The 25,750-nt window shown below is 36.6% G+C and carries 22 protein-coding genes; 6 read left to right on the top strand and 16 right to left on the bottom strand.

Going from position 1 to position 25,750, the window contains the following annotated elements; translation table 11 throughout:
* Positions 1 to 13 precede the first annotated feature (13 nt).
* From IPM56_02335 to IPM56_02310, 6 genes are all read right to left on the bottom strand, one after another.
* Positions 14 to 871: an elongation factor Ts gene (locus IPM56_02335; protein QQS36820.1), complete on the bottom strand. Its 858-nt coding sequence runs from the start codon at positions 869 to 871 to the stop codon at positions 14 to 16.
* Positions 872 to 893: 22 nt separating this feature from the next.
* Positions 894 to 1,685 (bottom strand): 30S ribosomal protein S2, encoded by a 792-nt coding sequence (gene rpsB / locus IPM56_02330; GenBank protein QQS36819.1) that lies wholly within the window; start codon positions 1,683 to 1,685, stop codon positions 894 to 896.
* Positions 1,686 to 1,796: 111 nt separating this feature from the next.
* Positions 1,797 to 2,183: a 30S ribosomal protein S9 gene (gene rpsI / locus IPM56_02325; protein ID QQS36818.1), complete on the bottom strand. Its 387-nt coding sequence runs from the start codon at positions 2,181 to 2,183 to the stop codon at positions 1,797 to 1,799.
* A complete protein-coding gene (rplM, locus tag IPM56_02320; protein ID QQS36817.1) occupies positions 2,183 to 2,632 on the bottom strand; it encodes a 50S ribosomal protein L13 in 450 nt (149 codons plus the stop codon). Before rplM ends, rpsI begins: the two co-directional genes overlap by 1 nt.
* A 142-nt stretch (positions 2,633 to 2,774) precedes the next feature.
* Positions 2,775 to 3,449 (bottom strand): DUF4412 domain-containing protein, encoded by a 675-nt coding sequence (locus IPM56_02315; protein ID QQS36816.1) that lies wholly within the window; start codon positions 3,447 to 3,449, stop codon positions 2,775 to 2,777.
* 26 nt (positions 3,450 to 3,475) lie between these two features.
* On the bottom strand, positions 3,476 to 4,207 hold the full coding sequence (locus IPM56_02310; GenBank protein QQS36815.1) for a hypothetical protein: 732 nt from the start codon (positions 4,205 to 4,207) through the stop codon (positions 3,476 to 3,478).
* A gap of 114 nt (positions 4,208 to 4,321) precedes the next feature.
* Here IPM56_02310 and IPM56_02305 point away from each other — a divergent pair, with 114 nt between their 5' ends.
* A complete protein-coding gene (locus IPM56_02305) occupies positions 4,322 to 5,359 on the top strand; it encodes an NAD-dependent epimerase/dehydratase family protein (GenBank protein ID QQS36814.1) in 1,038 nt (345 codons plus the stop codon).
* A gap of 43 nt (positions 5,360 to 5,402) precedes the next feature.
* Positions 5,403 to 6,446 (top strand): deoxyhypusine synthase, encoded by a 1,044-nt coding sequence (locus tag IPM56_02300; GenBank protein ID QQS36813.1) that lies wholly within the window; start codon positions 5,403 to 5,405, stop codon positions 6,444 to 6,446.
* A gap of 100 nt (positions 6,447 to 6,546) precedes the next feature.
* Here IPM56_02300 and IPM56_02295 read toward each other — a convergent pair whose 3' ends face one another.
* Positions 6,547 to 7,764: a PQQ-like beta-propeller repeat protein gene (locus tag IPM56_02295; GenBank protein QQS36812.1), complete on the bottom strand. Its 1,218-nt coding sequence runs from the start codon at positions 7,762 to 7,764 to the stop codon at positions 6,547 to 6,549.
* A 197-nt stretch (positions 7,765 to 7,961) separates the two neighbouring features.
* Positions 7,962 to 9,062: a rhomboid family intramembrane serine protease gene (locus IPM56_02290; GenBank protein QQS36811.1), complete on the bottom strand. Its 1,101-nt coding sequence runs from the start codon at positions 9,060 to 9,062 to the stop codon at positions 7,962 to 7,964.
* Positions 9,063 to 9,267: 205 nt separating this feature from the next.
* Between IPM56_02290 and trkA the strand changes: the two genes are divergently transcribed.
* On the top strand, positions 9,268 to 10,608 hold the full coding sequence (gene trkA / locus IPM56_02285) for a Trk system potassium transporter TrkA (GenBank protein ID QQS36810.1): 1,341 nt from the start codon (positions 9,268 to 9,270) through the stop codon (positions 10,606 to 10,608).
* Here trkA and IPM56_02280 read toward each other — a convergent pair.
* The 8 genes from IPM56_02280 to IPM56_02245 form a co-directional block, all read right to left on the bottom strand.
* Positions 10,605 to 12,440 carry a HAMP domain-containing protein gene (locus IPM56_02280; GenBank protein QQS36809.1) on the bottom strand — a complete coding sequence of 612 codons (1,836 nt, stop codon included), beginning with the start codon at positions 12,438 to 12,440 and terminating at the stop codon, positions 10,605 to 10,607. The genes trkA and IPM56_02280 overlap by 4 nt on opposite strands.
* Positions 12,421 to 13,569, bottom strand: a complete 1,149-nt coding sequence (locus IPM56_02275) for a sensor protein KdpD (protein ID QQS36808.1) — start codon at positions 13,567 to 13,569, stop codon at positions 12,421 to 12,423. Before IPM56_02275 ends, IPM56_02280 begins: the two co-directional genes overlap by 20 nt.
* Before the next feature lie 4 nt (positions 13,570 to 13,573).
* Complete coding sequence (locus IPM56_02270) at positions 13,574 to 14,275, bottom strand: hypothetical protein (protein QQS36807.1); 702 nt, start codon at positions 14,273 to 14,275, stop codon at positions 13,574 to 13,576.
* Between the two features lie 15 nt (positions 14,276 to 14,290).
* Positions 14,291 to 14,851 (bottom strand): K(+)-transporting ATPase subunit C, encoded by a 561-nt coding sequence (locus IPM56_02265; GenBank protein ID QQS36806.1) that lies wholly within the window; start codon positions 14,849 to 14,851, stop codon positions 14,291 to 14,293.
* Between the two features lie 77 nt (positions 14,852 to 14,928).
* Positions 14,929 to 16,965: a potassium-transporting ATPase subunit KdpB gene (gene kdpB / locus IPM56_02260; GenBank protein ID QQS36805.1), complete on the bottom strand. Its 2,037-nt coding sequence runs from the start codon at positions 16,963 to 16,965 to the stop codon at positions 14,929 to 14,931.
* A 62-nt stretch (positions 16,966 to 17,027) separates the two neighbouring features.
* The gene (gene kdpA / locus IPM56_02255; GenBank protein QQS36804.1) at positions 17,028 to 18,722 is read right to left on the bottom strand and encodes a potassium-transporting ATPase subunit KdpA; all 1,695 of its coding nucleotides are present in this window, start codon (positions 18,720 to 18,722) and stop codon (positions 17,028 to 17,030) included.
* Between the two features lie 10 nt (positions 18,723 to 18,732).
* A complete protein-coding gene (kdpF, locus tag IPM56_02250; GenBank protein ID QQS38203.1) occupies positions 18,733 to 18,810 on the bottom strand; it encodes a K(+)-transporting ATPase subunit F in 78 nt (25 codons plus the stop codon).
* 302 nt (positions 18,811 to 19,112) lie between these two features.
* Complete coding sequence (locus IPM56_02245; protein QQS36803.1) at positions 19,113 to 20,444, bottom strand: sigma-54-dependent Fis family transcriptional regulator; 1,332 nt, start codon at positions 20,442 to 20,444, stop codon at positions 19,113 to 19,115.
* 112 nt (positions 20,445 to 20,556) lie between these two features.
* On the opposite strand from IPM56_02245, the gene IPM56_02240 reads away from it, so the two are divergent.
* The 3 genes from IPM56_02240 to ppk1 all read left to right on the top strand — a co-directional run bounded on the left by IPM56_02240 (position 20,557) and on the right by ppk1 (position 25,719).
* The gene (locus IPM56_02240) at positions 20,557 to 22,002 is read left to right on the top strand and encodes a TrkH family potassium uptake protein (GenBank protein QQS36802.1); all 1,446 of its coding nucleotides are present in this window, start codon (positions 20,557 to 20,559) and stop codon (positions 22,000 to 22,002) included.
* Between the two features lie 5 nt (positions 22,003 to 22,007).
* Positions 22,008 to 23,456, top strand: a complete 1,449-nt coding sequence (locus IPM56_02235) for a TrkH family potassium uptake protein (GenBank protein QQS36801.1) — start codon at positions 22,008 to 22,010, stop codon at positions 23,454 to 23,456.
* 136 nt (positions 23,457 to 23,592) lie between these two features.
* On the top strand, positions 23,593 to 25,719 hold the full coding sequence (ppk1, locus tag IPM56_02230; protein ID QQS36800.1) for a polyphosphate kinase 1: 2,127 nt from the start codon (positions 23,593 to 23,595) through the stop codon (positions 25,717 to 25,719).
* Positions 25,720 to 25,750: the final 31 nt, after the last annotated feature.

The following is a 25,750-nucleotide window of genomic DNA, read 5'->3' as shown; positions in this document are numbered from 1 at the left end:
CTTTTCGTTAAGCTTATTTATTTTCGTCGCTCAGATGGAAGCGGTGGAATAATCCAATCCTGGATTGAGTTCCTTTTTTCGCATTATATTCCTTTAACAATTCACCTACAGATTTTGAATTGTCTTTTATGAATGCCTGTTCAGACAAACAGTTTTCCTGGTAGAACTTATTAAGTTTTCCTTCTGCTATCTTTTGAAGTATCTGTTCAGGTTTACCTTCTTTTCGTGCGACTTCTTTATAAATATCGATCTCCTTTTCAATAATATCTTTTGGAACTTCGTCACGATAAACACAAATCGGTTTCATAGCTGCAACCTGCATTGCAATGTCTTTACCAATATTCTGAAGTTCATCATCAACGACTGAAGTATTATCGAATTTAACAAGCACACCTAATTTTGATCCAAGGTGAACATAGTCAACATCAATTGCGTTTTCATTTTTATCTATTGCAAATCTTGAGATCTCAATTTTTTCTCCAACTTTACCCATTATGTCTGATAATCTTTCCTGAACTTCAGGAAAAGTTTTCAGCAAGTCTTCAACGTTAGCAGGTTTTTTTTCTGTAACCGTATCAAGAACCATATTTGCAAAATTTACAAAGTCCGGACTTTTAGCAACAAAGTCTGTTTCGCAATTTACTTCCAGTATAACTCCGGTTTTGCCGTTGTCTGCAACTTTAGTAAGAACCAGACCTTCATTTGCAGATTTCTCTGCTCTTTTAGCTGCAACTGCGGCTCCTTTTTTACGAAGGATTTCAATTGCTTTTTCCATGTTTCCATCGGCTTCGGTTAATGCTTTTTTACAATCCATCATACCGGCGCCGGTCTTTTGTCTTAACTCATTTACTTGAGCAGCGGTAATAGCCATGATAAAATTTCCCTTTTAATAATTATTCAGTTGCCGAGGTTTCTTTTTTTCTTGGGTCTTCTTTACGTTCTTCTTCTCTTTCTTTTCTGATACGCTCTTTCTCAGCCATTTCCTCAGCTTTATTTTCTTTAGCTTTTATATTTCCTTCGAGAGCACTGTCTGCAATATGTTTTACGATCAGTTCAATTGTTTTTACGGCATCATCGTTAGCAGGAATAACATAATCAACAATATCAGGATCACAATTTGTATCAACAATTGCGAAGACCGGAATATCCAGTCTTTTGGCTTCCTTTATCGCGATCGCTTCTTTCTTAATATCAACTACAAATAAAGCTCCAGGCAGGCGGCTCATTGATTCAACACCTTCAAGAACTTTTTTCAGTTTATCTTTTTCGCGGGTAAGGAACAATCTTTCTTTCTTAGTGATCTTATCAAATGTTCCGTCGGTTTCCTGTTTTTCAATGTTGTTCAACCTTTTAATACTTTTTCTAATAGTAGAAAAGTTTGTCAACATACCGCCAAGCCATCTCTCACTAACCCAGTTCATATCAGCTCTGCGGGCTTCCGATTCAATTACACTTTTAGCTTGTTTTTTTGTGCCGACGAATAATACTTTTTTTCCTTCAGCAACCAGTTTTGAAAAATTCTCTGCTGCATCTGTAAGGAGTGTTTGAGTTTTTTTAAGGTCAATTATATGAATGCCATTCTTCTCCATGAAGATGTATGGTTTCATTTTGGGGTTCCATCGACGGGTTAAATGCCCGAAGTGCGCTCCAGCTTCAATCAGCTGAGTGATATCTAACTTTTTCATTATGTCTCCTGTTTAACTTCTATTCTCATCAACTTTACTTACAATCCCTCTTGGGGACACAGGCAGTAAATCAGAGAATATGAATGATTGATTATTGAATTAAAATATTTTTTATCTCTTAGAGAACTGGAATCTTTTACGTGCTTTAGGCTGACCATATTTTTTACGTTCAACCATTCTTGGATCTCTTGTTAAGAATCCTTCGGGTTTCAGTTTGATTCTGTTTTCAGGATCAATCTTTACCAAGGCTCTTGAAATTCCTAATCTGATAGCATGTGCCTGACCTGTAGTACCGCCGCCATCCACATTTACGATAACATCATACTTACCAATTGTGTCAGTAGCGCGAAGCGGATTAAGAATATCTTCCCTGCTCAGTAATTGAGGAAATGCAGTTTCAAATTCTTTTCCATTAACAGTAATTTTTCCATTACCGCTTCTCAGGATTACTCTTGCAACTGAAGTCTTACGACGTCCTACACTAATATTGTCAGCCATTATTTCTCCGATAAACTGATTACTTCCGGTTTCTGTGCAGTATGAGGATGATTTTCACCGGCATATACTTTTAATTTTTTGATTAATTTTTTCCCTAATCTTGTTTTGGGCAGCATACCTTTAACAGCATTTTCAACTAAAAATGAAGGATTCTTTGCCATCATTTCCTGAATGCTTCTGGTCTTTAATCCACCAGGATAACCTGAATGGTGACTATAAGTTTTTAACAATTCCCTTTTCCCGGTTACCTTTACCTGCTCTGCATTTATAACAATCACAAAGTCACCGGTATCCATGTTAGGAGTAAAAATCGGTTTATTTTTTCCTCTGATAATTCTTGCCACACCAGTTGCCAATCTGCCAAGCACCTGATCCTTAGCATCAACAACATACCATTTCCTATCAGCGTCTTCTGTTTTAATAAATCTTGTTAATTTTTCCTGTTTCACTTTTTTCCTCCAAAACCGGATTTTCTTCTAAAATTAAGAGCGGAAAAATACGTCCCTATGTGAAAAAAGTCAAGAAATATCTATCAGAATCTCTTGACTTCTCTCAATCAATGATAAAAACCGTTAATTTCGGTCATTATGCTTATTGCATATTCGGCATGCTAAATTTTTGATAGCCAGCCGGCACTTTAAAAAACGAATCATCTAATGATTTCTTGGTGACGGAAGTAACTTCCATTTGGCTCTGGATATTACCGCTTTTGTCTCGAGTAATAACCTGCATCGGGAAATAACCTGATTTTTCAATCTCTGCTTCCCATCCTGATTTCATTTTAGGTTTTCCCATTCCACCTCCATCAAAAAATCTAAAAGCCCCCATATTTTTTGCCATCCAGATCTCTGCGTTATTATCATCTCCAGTGTAAATCCATTTCTCACAAGTGTAATCCAGAATTTTCTTTGTTTCCCCGGTCTTCTTAAAATCAATTTCTTTGTTTGATTCATCGCCGTTGTTTTCCATGTATTTATTCATCATATCCATCGGCATTTCCATGTACATTTTTTGATCGTCCATAATCATCAACATTTTTTTATCAGCGGAATTAAAAATCACTCCGATATTCTGTCCGTCTGCCGCAGAGTTGATCCTGAATAAATTATCTTTAATAAAATATTTCAGGTTCATCGCATTCCCCTCATCGTCTGTTATTTTCATTCCAACTTCACCTGAAAAAGATTCCTGTGCAAATACGGTCTGTGCAACCACTATACACAGAAAAAACGCCGCTATGAAATTAATCCAGATTCTTAGTTTCATCTTATCTCCTTTTAATTATTGTTAAATTAGAAAAGACTTTCACCAAACTTAAATGATTTAATCATTCCAAAAAACACCGGCTGAAATCTTTTAAAAGATTCTTTTCCTTTCATTATTAATTTTAGGCTGAAATCTTCATCACTGTCAGTTCTAATATAAATAATTTGTGATACCTGTTCCTCGATTTCTTCAGGATCATTATAGTAAGCGATATTATCATCAAGCTGAAAGGAATATTTGAATCTTGTTTCATTGAACAAGTATTTTTCTTTCACTTCAAGATGAACATAAGGCGGCGGATTGTAAACACCATCAGTCAGCCAGAAAGTAACGCCATCCAATTTCTTCTTAACATTCTGATCAATAAAAACCCAGCCGCGCGGATATTTGATCGAAACATCAAGAGTCGATTCTGAATATACCTGTTCGAGTGAAGATGTATCAGCATCACTCTCTGAAATATCGTAATAAACTGATTCTTCCTTTGGAGTTTCTTTAGCCTCCTCAATGATTTCTTCTTCTTCAGTTTCTGACGGTTGCTCTTCATTTATTTGTTCAGTTATACTCTCATTATGGATTAACTCTATTACACTCCTGTTTATTAATGGTTTGATGTTCAACAACGATAATAGATAAGCAAGACCAACGAAAATAATTACATGCAGCATTACTGATAGTGTAAGGTACTTTCCGAATGCAAAGATAGATTCAGAATCCTGCTTGACTTTATTTTCTTCAGATGAATTATTCACAATCAAATTTAATTCAGATTAATCAATTTTTTATACCTAATTCTTACTCCCTTATTTTGAAGCCGAATTCAAAATGTTTAATTTTCGCAACACTTATTGTAAAACTTGCAGGAAAAATTAATGAAAATTTTAGTAACCGGCGGCGCCGGATTTTTGGGAATAAATATAGTTCGTTATTTACTTGAACGTAATCACGAAGTTGTTTCTCTGGATATTGCTGACTTTACATATCCGGATGTTAAAGACAAAATAAAAATTGTTAAAGGTGATATCCGTCACGAAAATACAGTTGCAGAGGTAATGACGGGGATAGATGTGGTAGTTCATACTGCTGCTGCACTTCCGTTATATACACCTGAAGAAATTTTTTCAACTGATGTTGACGGGACAAGAATTCTTCTTGCGCATGCAAGAAAGAATAATGTAAAACGTTTCATTCATATTTCATCAACTGCGGTTTATGGAATTCCAGATCATCATCCTTTACTTGAAGATGATAAACTTGATGGAGTAGGTCCTTACGGTAAAGCAAAAATCCTTGCTGAAGAAGAATGTTTGAAAATGCGTAAACAGGGAATGATCGTTCCGATACTTCGTCCGAAATCTTTTATTGGTCCTGAAAGACTTGGCGTGTTCGCACTGTTTTATGATTGGGCAAAAGACGGCAAAGGATTTCCAATGATAGGTAACGGAAAGAACCGTTATCAGCTTCTTGATGTTGAAGATCTTTGTGAATCAATTTATCTGTCAGCAACACTTGATGAAAAAATTGTTAACGATACTTTCAACATCGGCGCAAAAAATTTCACAACGATGCGCGAAGATTACCAGGCTGTTCTTGATGTTGCTGGCTTCGGTAAAAAAATTACAGGTTTACCGGAAACACCAATTATCTGGACACTAAGAATTCTTGAAGCTTTAAAACTTTCCCCGCTCTACAAATGGGTTTATGAAACTGCATCAAAAGATTCATTCGTATCAATTGAAAAAGCGGAAAAAATTCTTGGCTACAAACCAAAGTTTTCAAACAAAGATGCATTGGTAAGAAATTACAAATGGTATCTTGAACATCTTCACGAGTTTGAAAACACAAGCGGAGTTTCGCACAGGGTGCCATGGAAACAAGGCATATTAAAACTAGCCAAAGCATTTTTCTAAAATGATTTTAATCACGACTGAATAAATAAAAAGGAGTAGTAGGATGGCAAATAAAAAAGATTATCTGAAAGAAGTGGTGCAGCACATTGATATCAAGCAGCACAATGTGGTTCAGCTTGTTGACGCAATGGAACATATGGCTTTCTCCGCACGTGATCTTAACCGTGCGGCACGCATTTATGATATGATGTTAAATGACAAAGAATGCGGAATCATTCTTACTCTCGCAGGAAGTTTATTTAGTGCGGGATTAAAAAAAGTTGTTCACGATATGATAGCTAACAATATGGTTGACGCTATTGTCTCAACCGGCGCAATTATGGTTGACCAGGATTTCTTTGAAGCATTAGGCTTCAAACATTATAAAGGAACTCCGTTCAGTGATGATAATGAATTACGGGATCTCCATATCGACAGGATTTATGATACATACATCGATGAAGATGAATTAAGAATTTGCGATGATACAACCGGGAAAATTTTTGATAGTCTTGAACCACGACCTTATTCATCAAGAGAATTACTCTGGGAGTTTGGCAAATACTTAGAGAATAATGGCGGACCAAAAGTGGATGATTCTGTAATTTATGCGGCTTATAAAAAGAACGTTCCGATTTTTGTACCGGCTTTTTCTGATTGCTCAGCAGGATTTGGATTTATAGTTCATCAGACAAACAATCCTGATAAACATTTATCACTTGACGCAGCAAAAGATTTTCTTGAACTGACAAAAATAAAATTGAATTGCCGTGATACTGGAATCTTTATGATCGGCGGCGGAGTTCCCAAAAACTTTACCCAGGATATTGTTGTTGCCGCTGACATTCTGCAGGAAGACGCACCAATGCACAAGTACGCAATTCAAATAACTGTCGCTGATGAAAGAGACGGTGCGCTTTCAGGTTCAACATTAAAAGAAGCAAGTTCATGGGGAAAAGTTGAAACAACTTTTGAACAGATGGTTTATTCTGAAGCTACTATTGCAATGCCTTTGGTTGCAGGTTACGGTTATCACAAAGGTTCATGGAAAAACAGGAAGCCGAAAGAATTCCAGAAGTTATACAAAGAAGAAAAATCTTTAGCATAAGATTTAAAATTAAGAAGGGATGCAAATGCATCCCTTCTTTTTACATTGATAGAAAAACTAAAAATATCGAAACAAAAAATAATTTCGTTTCACTTCTCTTTCATTTTATTGAATAAAAATACTTTTTAGTTCCGCGAACAGAACCAAAGAACATTCTACCATTTGAAGAAATTGCAGGCGAATAGTACACGTAACCATCAAGTTGTATTCGCCAATCTTCATTACCGAGAGAATCTATTTTTACAAGATTATTATCTTCAGTAAAGAAGTAAATTTTTCCGTCCTTATCAGAAATTATACTGAAGAAGACATTTAGGTTATATGGCTTTCTCCACCTTTCTTCATCCTTATGGTTGAGTGAAATCAATTCATAATCCAAACCGATATAAAGATTTCCTAATTTATCAATAGAGGGATCTATGTAATCTGCTCCTACTATTCCAGTCGGCCAGTTTCGAATGGTTCCATCTGGATTTACAGAGACAAATCCGAATCCCAAATAAATTGTTCCATCTGATGATACAATTGGCGTGCTACCCCAAGTTCCGGTTCCTGCCCCAAACTGATAACTCCACTTCAACTCACCACTGGTAGAAACAGCAAATAACTTCTTGCCCGTTATGTACATTGTGTTTCCATCTGGCGAGAATACCACTGCTGATGATGATGAACCGAAATCATCAAGTGTTAAACTCCAGATAGTATCTCCTGCTTTTGAAAACTTGTATAACACTCCGTTGTGTGCAAATGCATACAGGTTTCCTTCTTTGTCAAGGTTCATCATACTGTATATACCTGTTGACTGAGCAAATGTTACTTCCCACTTCATTGTACCGTCAGGATTTACAGCAAACAATTTGTCTCCCCACGTTGCAACGTATATTGTTCCATCTGATGCAAGTACAGGTGGTGATGAATTTTTCTGTGTTGGTGACGGCAGCGGGAATGTCCACTTTATGCTTCCGTCAAATCTCAGTGCATAAAGAAAACTTCCCGGGCTTGCTGTGTCTTTATAAGACACGAAATAGATTGTTGAATCACCAACCACAGGTGAAAGAAATGAATCGTGTGTCAGGTTTGTAGTTGGTAGTTCAATCATCCATTCAACCTGTCCTAACTGAGGACCAGCGTATTTACTTCTTCCTGTAAACTGCGCATCTCCGTGATGAATGGGCCACGGATTTGCATCAAGACTTGGCCAGGGTATATCCTCCTGCCAGCCGGGTGGATTATTCTTTGGTGGTGGATTAACTCCGTTGTCTTTACAACTTAATTGTAAGATTAGTAAAAGAAGGATTGGTAAAATTATTTTTTTCATTTTCCCCTCTGCTCCTTTCATAATATGATGTGTGAATTGTTGAGGCGTTAATGGCAAAGCAAAGAAATTAACGCAGTCAGTAAATACCCGTATGTGTTTGCAAAGCCAATCACCCCTATTAAACATTTGAATCTGTACAAACGTAAATCGCTTCCGGGTGATTGTCAACACAAAAAACATATTCTTTTAAAAAAGTTTTATGTGGAAATTGTTTTTGTCTCAATATCCAGAATGTAATTGCTGCTTACAGGGTTAATTGAATTATTGTATTCCATAGCAAATCTTATTTTCACTTCACCTGCATTAATATTCTTAAAAGAAAACACTCCAGTTCCGGAGGATTTAAATTCATCAGATGGTGTTACTTCACATTCAATTCCGTCTGAAGCATTTAATGAAAGATGTGTAATTGTGTCTCCTTCATTAACGACGAAACATTTTATTTCATTTTCATTTTTAATCAATCTCAAAACTCTGAATTTGGGTACAGCTTCTTTCTGATTCATTACCCTGTTGATTTGAAAATCAAGTTCTGTCATGTTTTCGAAAGATGTGCCTCTTCCTAAACCAAGTTTTACCATCTCATCATCCATTCTCTGCTTTTCTGCATCTGCCTGAAGTTCATCATAGTCTTTTCGTACAGCCTGTTTATCTTTTTTAGTTATTAAGTCGATGATTGTTGTCTCATCAATATCCAGAACATTTGCGTATAACAAACCAACTCCTATCAGGAACCCTCCAATCAATCCACCGATGTGTGCAAAATGTGCAACATTAGAACCGCCTCCAAGCACTCCGAATAAATCCAGCACAAAATAAAATCCGATTGCGTAAATAGCTTTAAGTTTGAATGATCCACCGAGTGCAAGCATTATCCAGTAAATGAATTTGATTTTATTTTTTGGAAACCACGCAAGAACAAATCCCATCAAACCGCTGACTGCACCGCTTGCACCGACAGCAGGATTGCCGTCAAGCAGCAAATGGATTACAGAAGCAATCGCTCCCAAAACAAGGTAGACTAACGGATAATAAAAATTTCCAAATACCGCACATACTGCGCCGCCAAAGACAAAAAGGAATAGCATATTACCTAACAGATGGAAAAGATCAGCGTGTAAAAAAATACTACCGAACAATCCGGCTGGATTGAAATCGACAAGGACCATGTCAACAAAATAAATTCCGTATGAATGAGACATCGAAAAGAAATAAATGATGATCGTAACAAGGATGATTATATAATTTGAAATTGGTGTACGGTATGAATCAAGTTCTAAATTTACAGGCAGAATCATGTTTACTCCCGCGTTATGGTAAGATTATTTTTAAAACCTCAATGAAACTTAGCCCTTTTGCTTTCAACCCACAATCAAAAATTTTTTTGGAAGAGTTTCATTTTCAATTAACTGATTAACACATTATTTTAATCAGGCATTTCTTCTTTTGATTTGAAATGCATTAAATTTGGATTGAATATTTGAGAAAGTTCAGACAACAAATATGCGTATTATAATTGCCGGAATGGGTGACGTTGGTTACCACCTCGCAAAACAACTCTCCAGCGAATCACATGACATTATCGCTATAGATATGGATCAGGAAAGATTATCATATACCGATTCAATGACAGATATATTAACGATCAATGGTTCATCGACATCTATAAAAACTCTGATCGAAGCTAATGTAGCAAAAGCTGATCTGCTTGTTTCAGTTACGTCAAGCGAGGAAGTGAATATCGCAACAGCAATCATCGGTAAAAAACTCGGTGCAAAAAAAACAATTGCAAGGATCGGGAATGCGGAATACCTTGAGCCGGATTGCCAGGTAAATTTTCAGGAGCTTGGAATAGACTTCATGATTTATCCTGAAGAACTTGCCGCAGTGGAAACAGTTAATCTTATAATGCGTACCGCTGCAACCGATGTACTAGAATTTGAAGATGGAAAACTTTCAGTGCTCGGAATTAAACTTGATAAGACCGCTCCTGTCATCCATAAAAAAATTATTGATGTGGCGAGAGACCATCAAAGTATTGATTTCAGAATAGTTGCTATTCACAGAAACTTCAGAACAATTATACCCAAAGGTAATGATACCTTTCTTCCAAATGACCAGGTGTTCGTCATAACAACACCCAACGGCATTGAAATGATACTTAAACTTTCAGGAAAACAAAACCTGAAATTTGAAGATATAATGATCCTCGGCGGCGGAAAAATAGGAAGACGCGTTGCCAAACAGCTTGAAGATAAAATGCGTGTAAAGCTGATTGAATCAAACGAGGAAAAAAGTTTTGAACTTGCGGACTTACTTCAGAAGACTCTTGTTATCAAAGGTGACGGAAGAGATATTGACCTTCTTGCGCAGGAAGGAATCATAGATATGGATGCTTTCATTGCCGTTACCGAAGACGCTGAAACAAATATTATTTCCTGCCTTATGGCAAAGCATCTTGGAGTTACAAAAGCTATCGCGCTTGTTGATAAAGTTGATTACATACCTCTAACACAAACTATCGGACTTGATTCACTCATCAACAAAAAACTTATTGCAGCAAATAACATTTCAAGATTTATCCGCAAAGGTGAAGTTGTTGCGATTGCAACTCTTGAAGGTATAGATGCCGAAGTACTTGAATACCGCGCTGCGCCGGACTCACCGGCTACAAAAAAACCAGTTAAAGATCTTCACTTCCCTAAAGAAGCAATCATTGGCGGAATAATTCGGGGTGATGAAAGTTTTATTACTATAGGTGAAACTCAGATCAGAGCAAATGATAAAGTAGTTGTGTTCTCCCTGCCGGATGCTGTTGATAAACTTACAAAGTTTTTTACTTAGGCCTTAACAGGAAGACTAAAATAAAAAGTGCTTCCTTTCCCGGTTTCGCTTTCGACCCATATACTGCCTCCCTGCGCCTGTATAAATTCTTTTGATATAGCCAGACCAAGACCCCATCCCTGTTTTGTTTTATTTCCTATCTGAGAAAATCTTTGAAATAATTTTTCCTGGTCTTGTTTTGAAATACCCGGTCCATTGTCAATAACAGAAAATCTAATTTCATTATTAACCTTTGTTGCAGACAAGACAATTTTGTCATTCTGTTTCGAATAACGTATTGCATTGTTCAGAAGATTAACAAAAACAAAAACTGTTTTTTCAACGTCAGCATTAATGGAAGGGAGATTTTCATCAATATTAATTTCCATATCTATGCTTTTATCGGCAACCTGAAGCACTAAAGCTGTTACTCCAAGTTCAACTATATCTTCAGGACGAACGGAATTAAATTTTAGTTTGATATTACCGGTTTCAATCTGCGAGTAGTCAAGCAATTCATTTATTACACGCGAAAGCCTGTTGCTCTGCTGACGTAAAGCGTCTAACAATTCCTGTTGATCTGAATTTAATTGACCGATACGTTTATCTTCCAGCATTTTCAAACTAAGATTGATTGATGCTAATGGGGTTTTTAATTCATGCGAGACAGTTGCCAGCAGATTTGTTTTAGCTTTATCGCGCTCCTGGTAATGAGTAATATCACGCAGCAGAATAAGATTACCGATGAATGTTTCCTGCTGGGAGTATTCTGAAAAACTAATTATATCTTCTGCCTCAATCTTATAAAACACCTCCTTGTTATTTTTAATTATCCTGATTGGCTTAATCTCTGACTGCGAATTTTCATTAAGAACTTTGCTCGTGTTATAAATTTCCCTTATAAGATCATTGCTGTCTGCAACTTCTGCTATATAATGAAGCAGTATTTCATTTCTTTTTAATCCGGTAATTTCAAGAAGTGTTTTATTAGCGATTACAATTTTACTGTTCTCATCGATTAACAGAACACCGTCTTCAAGGTTTTCAACTAACGAGTTCATTCTTTTCTGTTCAAACAATAACTGATCAATATGTTTTGATTCATAAACTTTTAGTCGTTCGGCCATTATGTTAAACGCAGCGGCAAGTTCGCCAAGTTCATCATTAGAATTAAGTTCAAGTTTCTGATCATAATTTCTTTCACTGATGGCTTTGATCCTGTCGGTAAGAGTTTTTATCGGTTCAATTATTTTAGAAGGGAAATTATAAATGAAAGAAAGCGTGATAAGGATACTCAATGTTACAACAATAGACATATAGAGAATAACTTCATCAGCAGTTTTTTGAAGTTCGCCGGTCTTATTTACTATTGCATTCATGTTAAGCTTATACAAGCCAAGTATCTTTGATCTGAGCGTCAAATATTTTTCATATAACACTTCTAATTCTATTCCTGATTCATTGTTGAGTGTTAAAGTATCGTAATACTTCAGATAATCATTATACATTGAATGAAGTTCGTCAACCAGATCACCTTCTCCCTTTTCCGTTATGTTATTTGTTTCATCCTGGAGATTCATTTCGAATGCATTCTTGAAATCAGTATAAACTTTGATTTCATTCTTACTTGCATCTTTTTTTCCGACAAGTGATTCCACCTGCAATGTATGCATATCACTAAGGTTCGTGAGCATGTCAAGCATGTAATCAACCGATGCATAGTTATCAACGATTGTACCTTTGGTTTTTTGTGCGAGTTGGTTAATAAAGACTATGCTGAGTATGCTTACAAGCAGCACAACACAGAAAAGAAAGATAACCCCGATGTTAATTTTATTTTTTAGCGTTTTCATTTGATGAAACCATGAGAATATCAATATTCTCTTTTGATGTAAGCGAAGTTAGTTCCCTGAAAAAATTTTTTAGTTTTAACCTGTAAAGAATTGAAAACACAGGTTTACCTATTACTATCAATGATGCTTCTTTCTTTTTAGCGAATTCAACAATTGAAATCGCTACTTCATTGCTGGTAATCTCCTGCACATCAGCACCGAGTTCCGCAGCTAATTTAAAATTGTTCAACAGCAGGCGCTGAAGTTTTGTATCAATTCTGTCTGATGATTCCTTATCCGTTTGAACATACACAACATACCATTTTGAATTGTACAATGCGGCAAGCCGCGATGATTTTCTTATAAGTCTTTTACCCGATTCATAGTTGCTGCTTAGTGCAGTTACTATAGAATTAATTTTTTCGCGGTCAGGTAATGGAATTTCTTTGATTATTTTTCTTTCCACCTGCCTTGATACTTCTTTCAATGCAAGGTCACGAAGCTGTAAGAGTTTTTCTTTCTGAAAAAAATTCTGAAGAGCGATTGGTACTTTTTTAAGATCATATATCTTCCCTTCTTCAAGCCTGTCGATCAGTTCTTCAATTGTAAGATCAACATTAACAACCTCATCAGCTAAATGAATAATGCTGTCGGGAACTCTTTCAGTGATCTTAATGCCTGTTATCTTTTCAACATTTTCATTTATACTTTCAATGTGCTGTATGTTTACGGTGCTTATAACATTTATACCCGCTTCAATAAGTTCTTTAACATCCTGCCAGCGTTTTTCATTTTTAGAGCCTGGAACATTTGTATGAGCCAGTTCATCAACTAGAACTACTTCAGGTTTGTGAAGATGAATTGAATCCACATCCATTTCATCAAGAAGTTTACCTTTATAAAATATTTTTTTTCTTTCGATTGCTGGTAAACCTTCGGTGAGTTTAACAGTTTCTTTCCTCCCGTGTGTTTCGATGTAACCTATTACAACATCAACATTACTGTCAAGAAGTTCTTTAGCTTCAAGTAACATCCGATAGGTTTTACCGACGCCAGCAGCCATTCCTATATAGATCTTAAGCTTTCCCTGTTTGGATGATCTTATTAGATTAAGAAATCTTTCTGCCGATATGGAAATCTGTGATTCCATTTTATTATAAAGTTATTCCGGCAATTACATTTGCAATTTCGTTTCTCGGATTAAATATAACTGATGCAAATACAGGAATGGTAAACTTGCCAGTTACAAATAATGGCTTTGTAATTTTCATTCCGATATTAATAACATTAAAATTTTCTGTGTTATAAAATAAAGAATTACTTTTGCTTCCGCCTGCCGCACCGATAAATGAATCAACTTTAAACTCATTCACATTTGCAGTATAACTTATCTCAAAGTAGGTATTGTTGCCTGGTTCATTGTAAAAATTGTAATAACCTGAAACGATGATCGGGAAAGCTTCTTTGCTTAATTTTAATCCGGCTTCAAGAAGATGTGCACCTTTCCCCTCATTAAAATCAAAAAGTCTCTTCCCGGAATTCGGATAGTAGTAGTCTGTAATCAGTGGTGATATTATGAATTCTCCGACCTTAAGATTATAACTTATCCAAATATCTATTTCATCTGATGATGATGTTTGATTTGATAAAGTATATGCACCCCACAATCCAACCATGAAGTTTGAGTATGCTAAACCAAGCGAAGGCTGAACACTTGGTGTTGAAGCAACGTCAATACCGCGCCAGATATACCTGCTGACAAGATCAACATTTGTATTTAACTGTACTTTGTCCTGTGAAAACAAATTTGAGACAAAAATAATTTCTAACACTAATAATATTTTAATCGAGTTCATTTTTAATTCCTGATTTTATTTTAGTTCGTCAAGTGCCATATTTAATTTCAGAACATTTACTTTTTCAGTTCCAAACATTCCGAATAGAGGAGGTTCAATATTTTCTTCAACCAATTTTTTGATTACTGTCCTCTCTATTCCTCTTACATCTGCAACCCTTGGAATTTGTATGAACGCTGCTTGCGGCGAGATATGAGGATCAAGTCCTCCTCCTGATGCAGTAACAAGGTCTGAAGGTATTTCATTTCTTTTTATTTCAGGATTTTTTCGTAAAAAGTCATCAATCCTTTTCTCAACTTCAGCAATGTAATCTGGGTTTGTCGGACCTTTGTTTGAGCCGCCTGTTGCAGCAGCATTGTAATCAACAGCAGAAGGTCTTCCCCAAAAATATTTATCCGAATAAAATTTTTGCCCGATATTTTCAAATCCGACGAGCTTACCATTTTTATAAACAGGCAAGCCGTTTGCCTGTGATGGGAATATCAATCCGAACACCCAGATAAGTAACGGGAATAACAATCCAAATAAAATTAAAGTTGCAAAGTGAAGTTTTATATCTTTTAAAATGTTTTTCATTTTTTCTCCGTCATGCTGAACTTGTTTCAGCATCTTATTTTATTATTGATATCCCGAAACAAGTACGGGATGACCTATTAAATAAATACTGATACCATCAAATCAATTAACTTTATTCCAATGAATGGAATAATCAGACCACCTAATCCATAGATTAATAAATTTCTTGTCAGTAAAGCTGAAGCGCCAATCGGTTTGTACTTTACTCCCCTTAATGCCAGCGGAATTAAAGCAGGTATGATAAGTGCATTAAATATTACTGCAGATAAAACCGCGGATTCAGGACTTTCAAGTTTCATAATATTCAATGCATTTAAGCCGGGAATTGTTGCCGCAAATAACGCCGGAACTATTGCAAAATATTTCGCCACATCATTAACAATTGAGAACGTTGTTACATTTCCTCTTGTGATGAGCATCTGCTTTCCAATCTCAATTACTTCAAGAAGTTTTGTCGGGTCGCTATCAAGATCAACCATGTTCGAAGCTTCTTTAGCCGCTTGAGTTCCTGAGTTCATTGCAACGCCAACATCTGCCTGTGCAAGTGCAGGCGCATCGTTTGTACCATCGCCCATCATTGCGACAAGTTTCCCTTCACGTTGTTCATTTAAAATGTAGTTCATTTTATCAACAGGTTTTGCTTCAGCAATAAAATCATCAACACCAGCCTGTGTTGCAATAAACTTTGCTGTTAACGGATTATCACCTGTAACCATTACTGTTTTAACTCCCATTTTTCTAAGACGGGCAAACCGCTCTTTAATACCTGGTTTTATAATGTCTTCAAGTTGTATAACTCCAACTGCTTTTTTACTTAGGGCAACAACAAGAGGAGTTCCACCTTTCTCTGCAATTTCATTTATGTGTTTTTCAATTTCTGATTTAAGATGATCTTCTTTTTCAATCCAGTTTGATATTGCATCCCATGATCCTTTTCGGATTGAATTTCCATCCGGCAAATCGATTCCACTCATTCTTGATTCCGCAGTAAACGGAATGAATGTTCCATCCTTAGCAGTTTTTTGTAATACATATGGCTCAAGCTTAGGGGCTAATTCAACAATTGATTTTCCTTCAGGGGTCGGGTCAGCAAGCGAACTTAATAAACAATATTTGACAAATTCTTTTTTATCTATCCCGTTCAGTGGAAACATGTTTGTAGCTTTGCGGTTACCGATTGTAATTGTTCCGGTTTTATCAAGAAGAACTGTGTCAATATCACCGGCGTTTTCAACTGCTTTACCGGATTTTGCAATTACATTCACTCTAAGCGCTCTGTCCATACCGGCGATACCAATTGCAGATAACAACCCGCCAATTGTAGTTGGGATCAGGCAGACGAATAATGAAATGAGTGACGCAATAGTTATTGCTGTATTTGCATACGTACTGAACGGGTGAAGGGTTACAGTAACAAGAAGAAACACAATTGTAAAACTCGCAAGCAAAATTGTTAATGCAATTTCATTCGGAGTTTTTTGTCTCTTAGCGCCTTCAACAAGTTCAATCATTTTATCAAGAAAAGTTTCACCGGGTTGTGTGGCTGCCTGGATTTTTATTTTATCTGATAAAACTTTTGTTCCGCCAATAACGCCCGAATGATCCGTTCCTGCTTCTCTTATCACCGGAGCTGATTCACCTGTTATCGCCGATTCATCTATTGATGCAATTCCTTCAATTATTTCACCATCAATAGATATGATATCGCCTGCTTCAGCTAAAAACACATCGCCTTTTTTTAGTTGTGATGAACTGATCAGTTTAATTGTACCGTCTTTCTGAATAAGTTTTGCCTGGGTTTCGTGCCGTGTTTTTCTTAATGATGCCGCCTGTGCTTTGCCTCTTGCTTCGGCAATTGCTTCCGCAAAGTTTGCAAACAATACAGTCAACAGAAGAAGTAAAGTGATTACAAAATTATAAATGACCGAACCCTGACCGCTTGCAGGTGAAATAGAATAAAATGTGATCACCGTCATTATCACAGTCCCTATTTCTACCGTAAACATTACAGGATTTTTAATCATCACTTTTGGATTAAGTTTTACAAATGATTCTATAACGGCTTCTTTAATTAACTCCGGTGTAAACAGATTTATGTTTTTTTGTCGTTTCATATTTTATTTTCCTTTTATATTAAAAGATGACATCTTTTAGAAAGATGTCATCTTTGTCAAATTCACATTGAAAAATATTCTGCAATTGGACCAAGTGTAAGTGCCGGGAAAAATGATAAGGCAGCAACAACTACCAACACTCCAAGCAATACAATACCAAAGGCAACTGTATCAACCTTCAAAGTTCCTTCTGATTGAGGTACAGTTTTCTTTGATGCAAGTGAACCTGCGATTGCGATGGGACCAATGATTGGCAGGTATCTTCCAAGAAGCATCACAGTGCCGGTTGCGATATTCCAGAACGGAGTATTATCACCGAGTCCTTCAAAACCCGAACCGTTATTTGCTGCGGCAGATGTAAATTCATATAACATTTCGGAAAACCCGTGAAAGGATGGATTATTTAACCAGCCGATGTTTGAATCATTTGCCACTATAAATGATGCTATCGCGGTTCCTATCAAAATTAAAAACGGGTGAAGAAGAATTATCAGCGATGCAATCTTAACTTCTCTTGCTTCAATTTTTTTACCAAGAAATTCCGGAGTTCTTCCGATCATCAATCCACCGATAAATACTGCAATCACTACGAACATAAAAAAGTTTATAAAGCCAACACCAACTCCGCCATAAATTGCATTGATCATCATATCCAGTAAAAATATACCACCGGATAACGGAGTATGGCTGTCGTGCATTGAATTAACAGAACCGTTCGAAGTTGAAGTTGTTGACACACCCCACAGAGCAGAAGCTTCAGAACCAAAACGAACTTCCTTGCCTTCCATACTTCCCATTGGTTGTTCAATACCAAGTTTTGCTATTTCAGGATTTCCTGCGGATTCAAAAGTAATTGAACTGCTTACAAATAATAGAAAGACAATTGTCATTACACCAAATAAAATCCAGGCAAACTTTTTCTTGTTTAAATAAAACCCGAAAGCAAAAACCAATGCAACAGGAATGATTAAAATTGAAAAATTCTCAACTACATTTGTTAAATAATTTGGGTTCTCAAATGGATGGGTTGAGTTTGGTCCAAAATATCCGCCGCCGTTTGTTCCGAGCTGTTTAATAGCAATAACAGATGATACTGGACCGGTTGCAACCAGAACCGTATCACCTTCAAGTGTATGAACTTCCTGCAAACCATTAAAAGTCTGAGGCATTCCATTAAAAAGAAGAATAACTGCAACAACAATTGAAAGCGGAAGTAAAATTCTTGTTAAACTTTTCAAAAATAAATTATAAAAGTTTCCAATATCTGTTGCCCGTTTCTGAACAATTCCTTTAAACAACAATGCAAGTGCTGCAATTCCAACAGCAGCAGATACAAACTGCATAAAACCAATTACCAGCAACTGTGAGAAATAAGATAATCCTGTTTCCCCGGAATAGTGCTGAAGGTTTGTGTTGGAAACGAAACTTGTTGCTGTGTTGTAAGCCAATGTTGCTTCCATCGAAATGATTTCAACAGGATTCCAGATCGGGATAGATCCCTGAATCATTAGTATGATTATCGACCAGAGAAAGAAAACAAGATTAAGCCTTAGCAGAGCTTTCATATTTTCTTTCCAGTTCATTGATTCATTCGGATCTATCTTACAAGCCCGGAAGATGAACTGTTCTAAAGGTGAAAGAAAATCACTCCAGGTTTTTTCACCTTTAAATACTTTGCTGAAATATTTCCCTAACGGATAAGCAAAAACAAATGTGAGCAGGAGGATCATAACAACTCCTGATATTTCTGAATTCATAATTGTTCCTCTAAAATTTTTCCGGTTTTATCAGTGCGTAAAAGAGATAAGCAAAAACAAATACACTTATTATCAACAGAGCGATCATTATTAACTCCTAATTAACGGATTAAAGTTTGTCAAAAAACTGAATTGATTTAATAAATATTCCGAAGCAAAGAATCCCTAACGGTATCATTGCTATTTCAAGCATTTTATTTACCTGTAATTTTTCTGATTGATGTCCCTAAAAAAATGCCAGAGAGTTAATTGAAGTATTAACAATCACTTAGATGAAAGATGAGAATTGATAAGCAGGAAAAACTATTCCATAACGGAAAGGTATTTTTTCAAAATGGTGTGGTAAGGATACAGGCGTGAATTAATTATTCATTACAGCTTAAATGAAAGTTATTCAATTCCGTAAGACTGAAGTTTTCTATAAAGTGTGGTTAAGCCAATTCCAAGTAGCTCTGCCGTGCGTGTTTTATTACCTTCGACTGATTCAAGAATTTTTAATATGTGAATTCTTTCAATGTCCTCAAGTCTTGATGAATCAGAATTATGCATTGAACTAAAAAATTCTTTTGGTAAACTATTTTCTGTAAGCACATTTCCTTCAGAAAGTATGACAGCCCGTTCAATAACATTTCTTAACTCGCGAATATTACCGGGAAAGTTATAATGCCTTATCTTATCTGTAAACGCCGGGGTGATCTCATTTATTTTCCTGTTCAGTTTTTTACTGAACTGTTTAACAAATACCTCAACAAGCAAAGGTATATCTTCACTTCTTTCTTTCAGAGAAGGAAGTTCAATTTTCATTACGCTTAACCTGTAATACAGATCCAGCCGGAAGTTTCCTTCCTTTGCTTCCTTTTCAATATCCCGGTTTGTTGCGGCTATTATCCGTACATCAACCTGCGTGGGTTTTGTATCGCCCGGTTTAATAAAATCATTTGTCTCAAGTACTCGTAAAAATTTTGCCTGTAGTGTAAGATCAAGTTCACCAATTTCATCTAAGAATAAAGTGCCGTGATGTGCTTCTTCAAACAAACCTTTTTTATTTTTATTCGCACCTGTAAAAGCGCCTGCTTTATAACCGAACATTTCAGATTCAAGAATATCTTTTGCGATTGCACTGCAGTTAACGGGAATAAACGGTTTGTTTTTTCTCGAACCCGAATAATGTATTGCTTGCGCAAATAATTCTTTGCCTGTACCAGTTTCACCAAGCAATAAAACAGGAACATCTGTAGCTGATATTTTAACTCCAAGCTCTTTAGCTTTTTTTATTTTTTCCGATTCACCTGAAATAATATCAAAGTTATATTTTTCGCCAACACTTTTTTCAAGATGTTCAATTCTTTTTTTTAGATGAACTTTTTCAATAGCGTGCTGGACTAACGGAACAATTTTATTGTCTTCATCACCTTTTGTTATGTAGTCGAATGCGCCTTCTTTTATTGCGCGAACTCCGTCTTCAATTGTGCCGTAGGCGGTAAGAACGATAACTTCGCAAACAGGATTTATTTCTCTGAATTGTTGTATGAGATCGATTCCGTTTACCCCGGGTAGTCTTACATCGGTTACTATAAGCGAGATGTCTTCCTTCTTAAGAATATTAATTCCTTTCTCAGCGTTGTCTGCTTCGAAAATAATATAACCTTCAAGCTTTAAAAGTTTTGAAAGAAGTATTCTTAACTCATTCTCATCATCAATTATTAAAATTGAATCTTTCATTTTTCAGCCGGATATTTTTTCGTGATGAAACTTACAAAGTTCGGGAAAGAGTTAAAATCAAAACGGCAAAAAAGTATTTATTATATTTGCTCCGGATAAACTTTAAAATTATATGAACTTCAAAGTTATTGTTAACATTACCGGTTTCTTACTTATACTTACCGGTGGTTTTATGTTAACGGGAATTCCGTTCTCGCTGTACTATCACAGCAATGATATTATTTCAATAATAATTTCTGCCGGTATAACCATCGGGGCAGGTTTTTGTGCATGGTACCTAACAAAGAATGCTTCAAAAGAAATCTCAAAGCGTGAAGGTTATATAATTGTAACAGTTGGTTGGATAGCTATGGCAGCATTCGGCACTTTACCATTTATTATTCACGGGTCAATACCTTCATTTACTGATGCTTTTTTCGAAACAATGTCCGGCTTTACTACAACCGGCTCTACAATACTTAAAGATATTGAAATTGTTCCGCATGGACTTTTATTCTGGCGATCAATGACTCACTGGATTGGCGGAATGGGGATTATTCTTTTATCAATCGCCATAATTCCTTTTCTTGGAGTTGGAGGTATGCAGTTATATAAAGCTGAAGTATCAGGTCCCACAAAGGACAAACTACATCCAAGAGTTCAGGATACGGCAAGAAGGTTATGGTTCATTTATGTTATGTTCACTTTTGTTGAAGTTGTTTTATTGTTGATCGGAGGAATGAATTTATTTGATGCTGTATGCCATGCATTCGGTACACTTGCCAGCGGAGGTTTCTCAACTAAAAATGCAAGCATTGCCTATTACAACTCACCTTTTATTGAGTACGTAATAATTATTTTCATGTTCATCGCCGGAACAAATTTTACATTACACTACTACGCATTACACGGAAAGATCGGCGCATACTGGAAGGACAGTGAATTTAAATTCTACTTTGTATTTACTGCTTGTGTTGTGCTTTCGATAGCGGCTTACTTAACACTTAATAACAACCAAACCGCTGAATCATCATTACGTGACTCAGCCTTCAGTATAATTTCAATACTTAGTTCAACAGGATTTGCAACTGTTGACTATGAAAAGTGGGCATCATTCTCGTCGATTATATTCCTGATACTTTTGATGTTTGGTGCATGCGCAGGCTCAACAAGCGGCGGCGTTAAAATGCTTCGTTACCAGCTATTAATAAAAAACAGTCTGTTAGAATTAAAGAGATTGATACATCCAAGTGCGGTGCTGCCTGTAAGGCACAATGGAAAAGCTGTGCCGCAGGATATTATTTCAAAAGTTACTGCGTTTGTTTTGATCTATCTTGCTATTTTTGCAATTGGTTCTGTAATGCTTGCTTTAACAGGACTTAAACTTGACGCAGCAATGGGATCAACTGCTGCATGTATGGCAAATATAGGTCCGGGGCTTGGTTCAACGGGACCCGTATCAAACTTTGGACATTTAACTGATTTTGCTAAATGGATACTTAGTTTTCTTATGCTGCTCGGAAGACTTGAGATTTACACTGTACTTGTTGTTCTTTCGCCGGGCTTCTGGAAATCCTGAGCTTAATGAATTATAAAATTGTAATTAATATCGTCGGCTTTCTTCTTATCCTAACCGGGGGATTTATTGTCACTGGAATTCCTTTCTCAATCTACTATAACTCAGATGACATTTTATCATTGCTGATTTGCGGAGCCGGCACATCACTTATCGGATTGCTTACATGGTACTTAACAAGAAGTGTTGACCGGTCTGACATAGGCAAACGCGAAGGTTATCTTGTTGTCTCACTCGGATGGATATTCATGTCATTGTTCGGTGCGCTGCCATTTGTTGTTCACGGTTCCATTCCAAATTATACTGATGCTTTTTTTGAAACAATGTCAGGGTTCACAACAACAGGCGCTTCTATTTTAAAAGATATTGAATCAGTGCCGGCAGGACTTTTATTCTGGCGAAGTTTAACACAATGGCTCGGCGGAATGGGAATCATCGTATTGTCGCTTGCAATCCTTCCGCTGTTAGGCATTGGTGGTATGCAGCTTTTTTCTGCCGAAGTCCCGGGTATTACAAAAGATAAATTTCACCCGAGAGTAAAAGAAACCGCAAAAAGATTATGGGGAATTTATGTGATACTCACCGCCGCGGAAATCCTTTTACTGCTTGTCGGCGGTTTGAGTTTATTTGACGCGATAAACCATGCATTCACAACAATGGCGACGGGAGGGTTCTCAACAAAAAATGCAAGCACTGCATATTACACTTCACCCTACGTTCAATATGTGTTCATAGTGTTTATGATATTTGCCGGAATGAATTTCACACTTCATTACTATGCGCTTCATTTCAGGTTTGAATCGTTTAAACGAAACACTGAGTTCAAGTTTTATATTTTATTTCTTTTAGTCGCGACAATATTGATAATGCTGATACACCGTCCGCATCACACATTTGATCTTGAAGAATCATTCAGGCAGACGTTATTTCATGTTGTTTCGCTTGTAACAACTACAGGTTATGTTTCTTCTGATTATGAAAACTGGGCACCGTTTTCAAGAATGATTTTTTTTATTCTTCTTTTCGTTGGCGGATGTGCAGGCTCAACAGGAGGCGGAATAAAGTTTGCGCGACATTATTTATTATTAAGAAATGGACTGCTTGAGTTAAAAAGATTAATTCATCCCCGAGCGGTAATACCAGTGAGGTTTAACGGAAAGGCAGTTAACCAGGAAATAATTTCTAATGTTCAGGCATTTTTTATTCTTTACATTCTTTTGTTTGTGTTAGGTTCTGTTCTGCTCTCATTACTTGGACTCGATTTCTTAACAGCCGCAGGTGCTGTTGCAACGTGCATAGGAAATGTTGGACCGGGAATGGGTGTTGTGGGTCCTGTAAGTAATTTTGCAGACTTGCCTGGTTTGAGTAAATGGATATTAAGTTTCTTTATGCTTGTCGGCAGGCTTGAATTGTTTACGGTGCTTATATTGTTGTCTACATCATTCTGGAAGAAGTAAAGACCGCAATTAATTAGGGCAATCTTAATCCTTTCAATTACTCCCCATTTTGTTGGATTGTTAATTGGTATGATTATTACTCTGATTTTTACGCTTATTAATCATATATTTTGCATCCAAATCAATATTGATTTTTATGACTTCAAAAGAATTATTTAAAAAATATAACGATCCAAAAAATTTCTTTAACCGTGATTTAAGCTGGATTGAGTTCAACAGGCGCGTTCTTGAAGAGGCACTTAACCCCGAACTTCCCCTGCTGGAAAAGGTAAAGTTCATTTCAATTTTTCATTCAAACCTTGATGAATTTTACATGATACGTGTTTCCGGTTTGAAGGAACAGGTTGCAGCAAATGTTCTTGAGCCGACTATTGATGGTTTAACTCCGATTGAACAAATCCAGAAGATTGAAAAAACCGTCCGCCCGATGATAAAGCAGGCAATGGAATTGTGGCATCAGCAGATAGTTCCCCAGCTTAGAGAAAACGGAATCGATATCTGTGATTACAATAAGCTTGCTAAAAAGGATAAGGACACTCTTAATGAATATTTCAGAAAAGAAATTTATCCCGTACTTACTCCTCTTGCATTTGATCCCGGCAGACCTTTCCCTTATATATCAAATTTAAGTCTGAGTCTTGCAATTCATGTTCGTATGCCGAATGGTGAAAATCATTTTGCAAGAGTAAAGGTTCCGAGTATTCTTCCAAGGTTGATGCAGGTTGATAAAATCCTGAACCCGCAGAAAAAGATTTCAACAAACGGACAGTTCTCAGCAAAATTCCTGTGGCTTGGTGATCTTATAAAAGCCAACCTTGCAATGTTATTTCCCGGCATGGAAGTGCTTGAAGCACACCGTTTTAGAATTACGCGTGATACCGATATAGAATTGCAGGAAGATGAAGCCGATGACTTGTTAAGTGTGATTGAGGAAAATATACGCCAGCGTAGGTTCGGCAGTGTTGTTAGATTGGAAGTAGCGAGCCGTATGCCTGACTTTATGATTGAGACACTGATAGAAAATCTTGAAATAACCCGTGATGATGTGCACATCCTTGATGGTCCGCTTGGAATGAGTGATGTGATTTCATTATACGATCTTCCTCTTCATCAGTTAAAAGAAAAACCATTTTACCCGGTTCAGCCAAAAGCCTTTGATGAAGAAGAGGATATTTATTCGGTGATAAGACAAAAAGATGTTTTGCTTCACCATCCTTATCATTCATTTTCTCCGGTAATTGATTTTATAAAGCAGGCTGCAAAAGATCCCGATGTGCTTGCAATCAAACAGACATTGTATAGGGTTGGTTCTAATTCGCCGATCATCAAATATTTAATTGAAGCGGCTGAACGCGGTAAACAGGTTGCAGTGCTTGTTGAACTTAAAGCAAGGTTTGATGAACAGAATAATATTTTCTGGGCTCGTGAACTTGAAAAAGTCGGTGTGCACGTAGTATATGGATTGGTGGGATTGAAGACCCACGCGAAGATGACTCTTGTTGTAAGAAAAGAATTTGACGGTGTAAAACGATATGTTCATCTTTCAACCGGTAACTATAATGCCGGCACTGCAAAACTTTATACTGATCTTGGATTCTTTACTTCAAATGAAAATATATGTGCCGATGTTTCAGAAATATTTAATTACCTGACAGGATATTCAAAACAAAATGAATTCCGCAAACTATTAGTCGCGCCGATTAACTTAAGGGAAAAATTGTTTTCACTTATCATCCGTGAAATAGATAATGTGAAAAACGGTGTTGAAGGTAAATTAATACTCAAGCTGAACTCGGTTGTTGATCCTCACTTGATCTGCGCTTTGTATGAAGCATCCAACTGCGGTGTAAAAATAGAACTGCTGGTGCGCGGGATCTGCTGCCTTATCCCCGGAATAAAAGATCTAAGTGAGAATATAAGGGTATCCAGTGTTGTAGGAAGATACCTGGAACACAGCAGGGTTTTTTATTTTTATAATAACGGTAAAGAAGAAATTTACTTAAGCAGCGCCGATTTTATGCAGCGTAACCTTGACAGGCGCGTAGAGGTGGCATTCCCGGTTGAAGATGAAAATATTAAACGTGAAATAATAAAAAGTGTACTTGGCTTTGCGATGAAAGATAATGTTAAAGCAAGATTGCTGCAGCCGGATATGACTTATAAAAGAGCCGACAAAAAAAATCAAAAGGAAATTAATTCACAGGAATCGCTTATGAGTTACGCAATAAAAGCCGCTCATAAATACGCAAAAAATAAAATTTGAAATTTCAATTAACTCAAAAGTAAAAGGTATT

It is taken from the genome of Ignavibacteriales bacterium, assembly GCA_016700155.1.
Taxonomy (GTDB): Bacteria; Bacteroidota; Ignavibacteria; order Ignavibacteriales; family Ignavibacteriaceae.
Note: the sequence above shows the minus strand (reverse complement) of the source record. Positions and strands in the feature narration are given on the sequence as shown.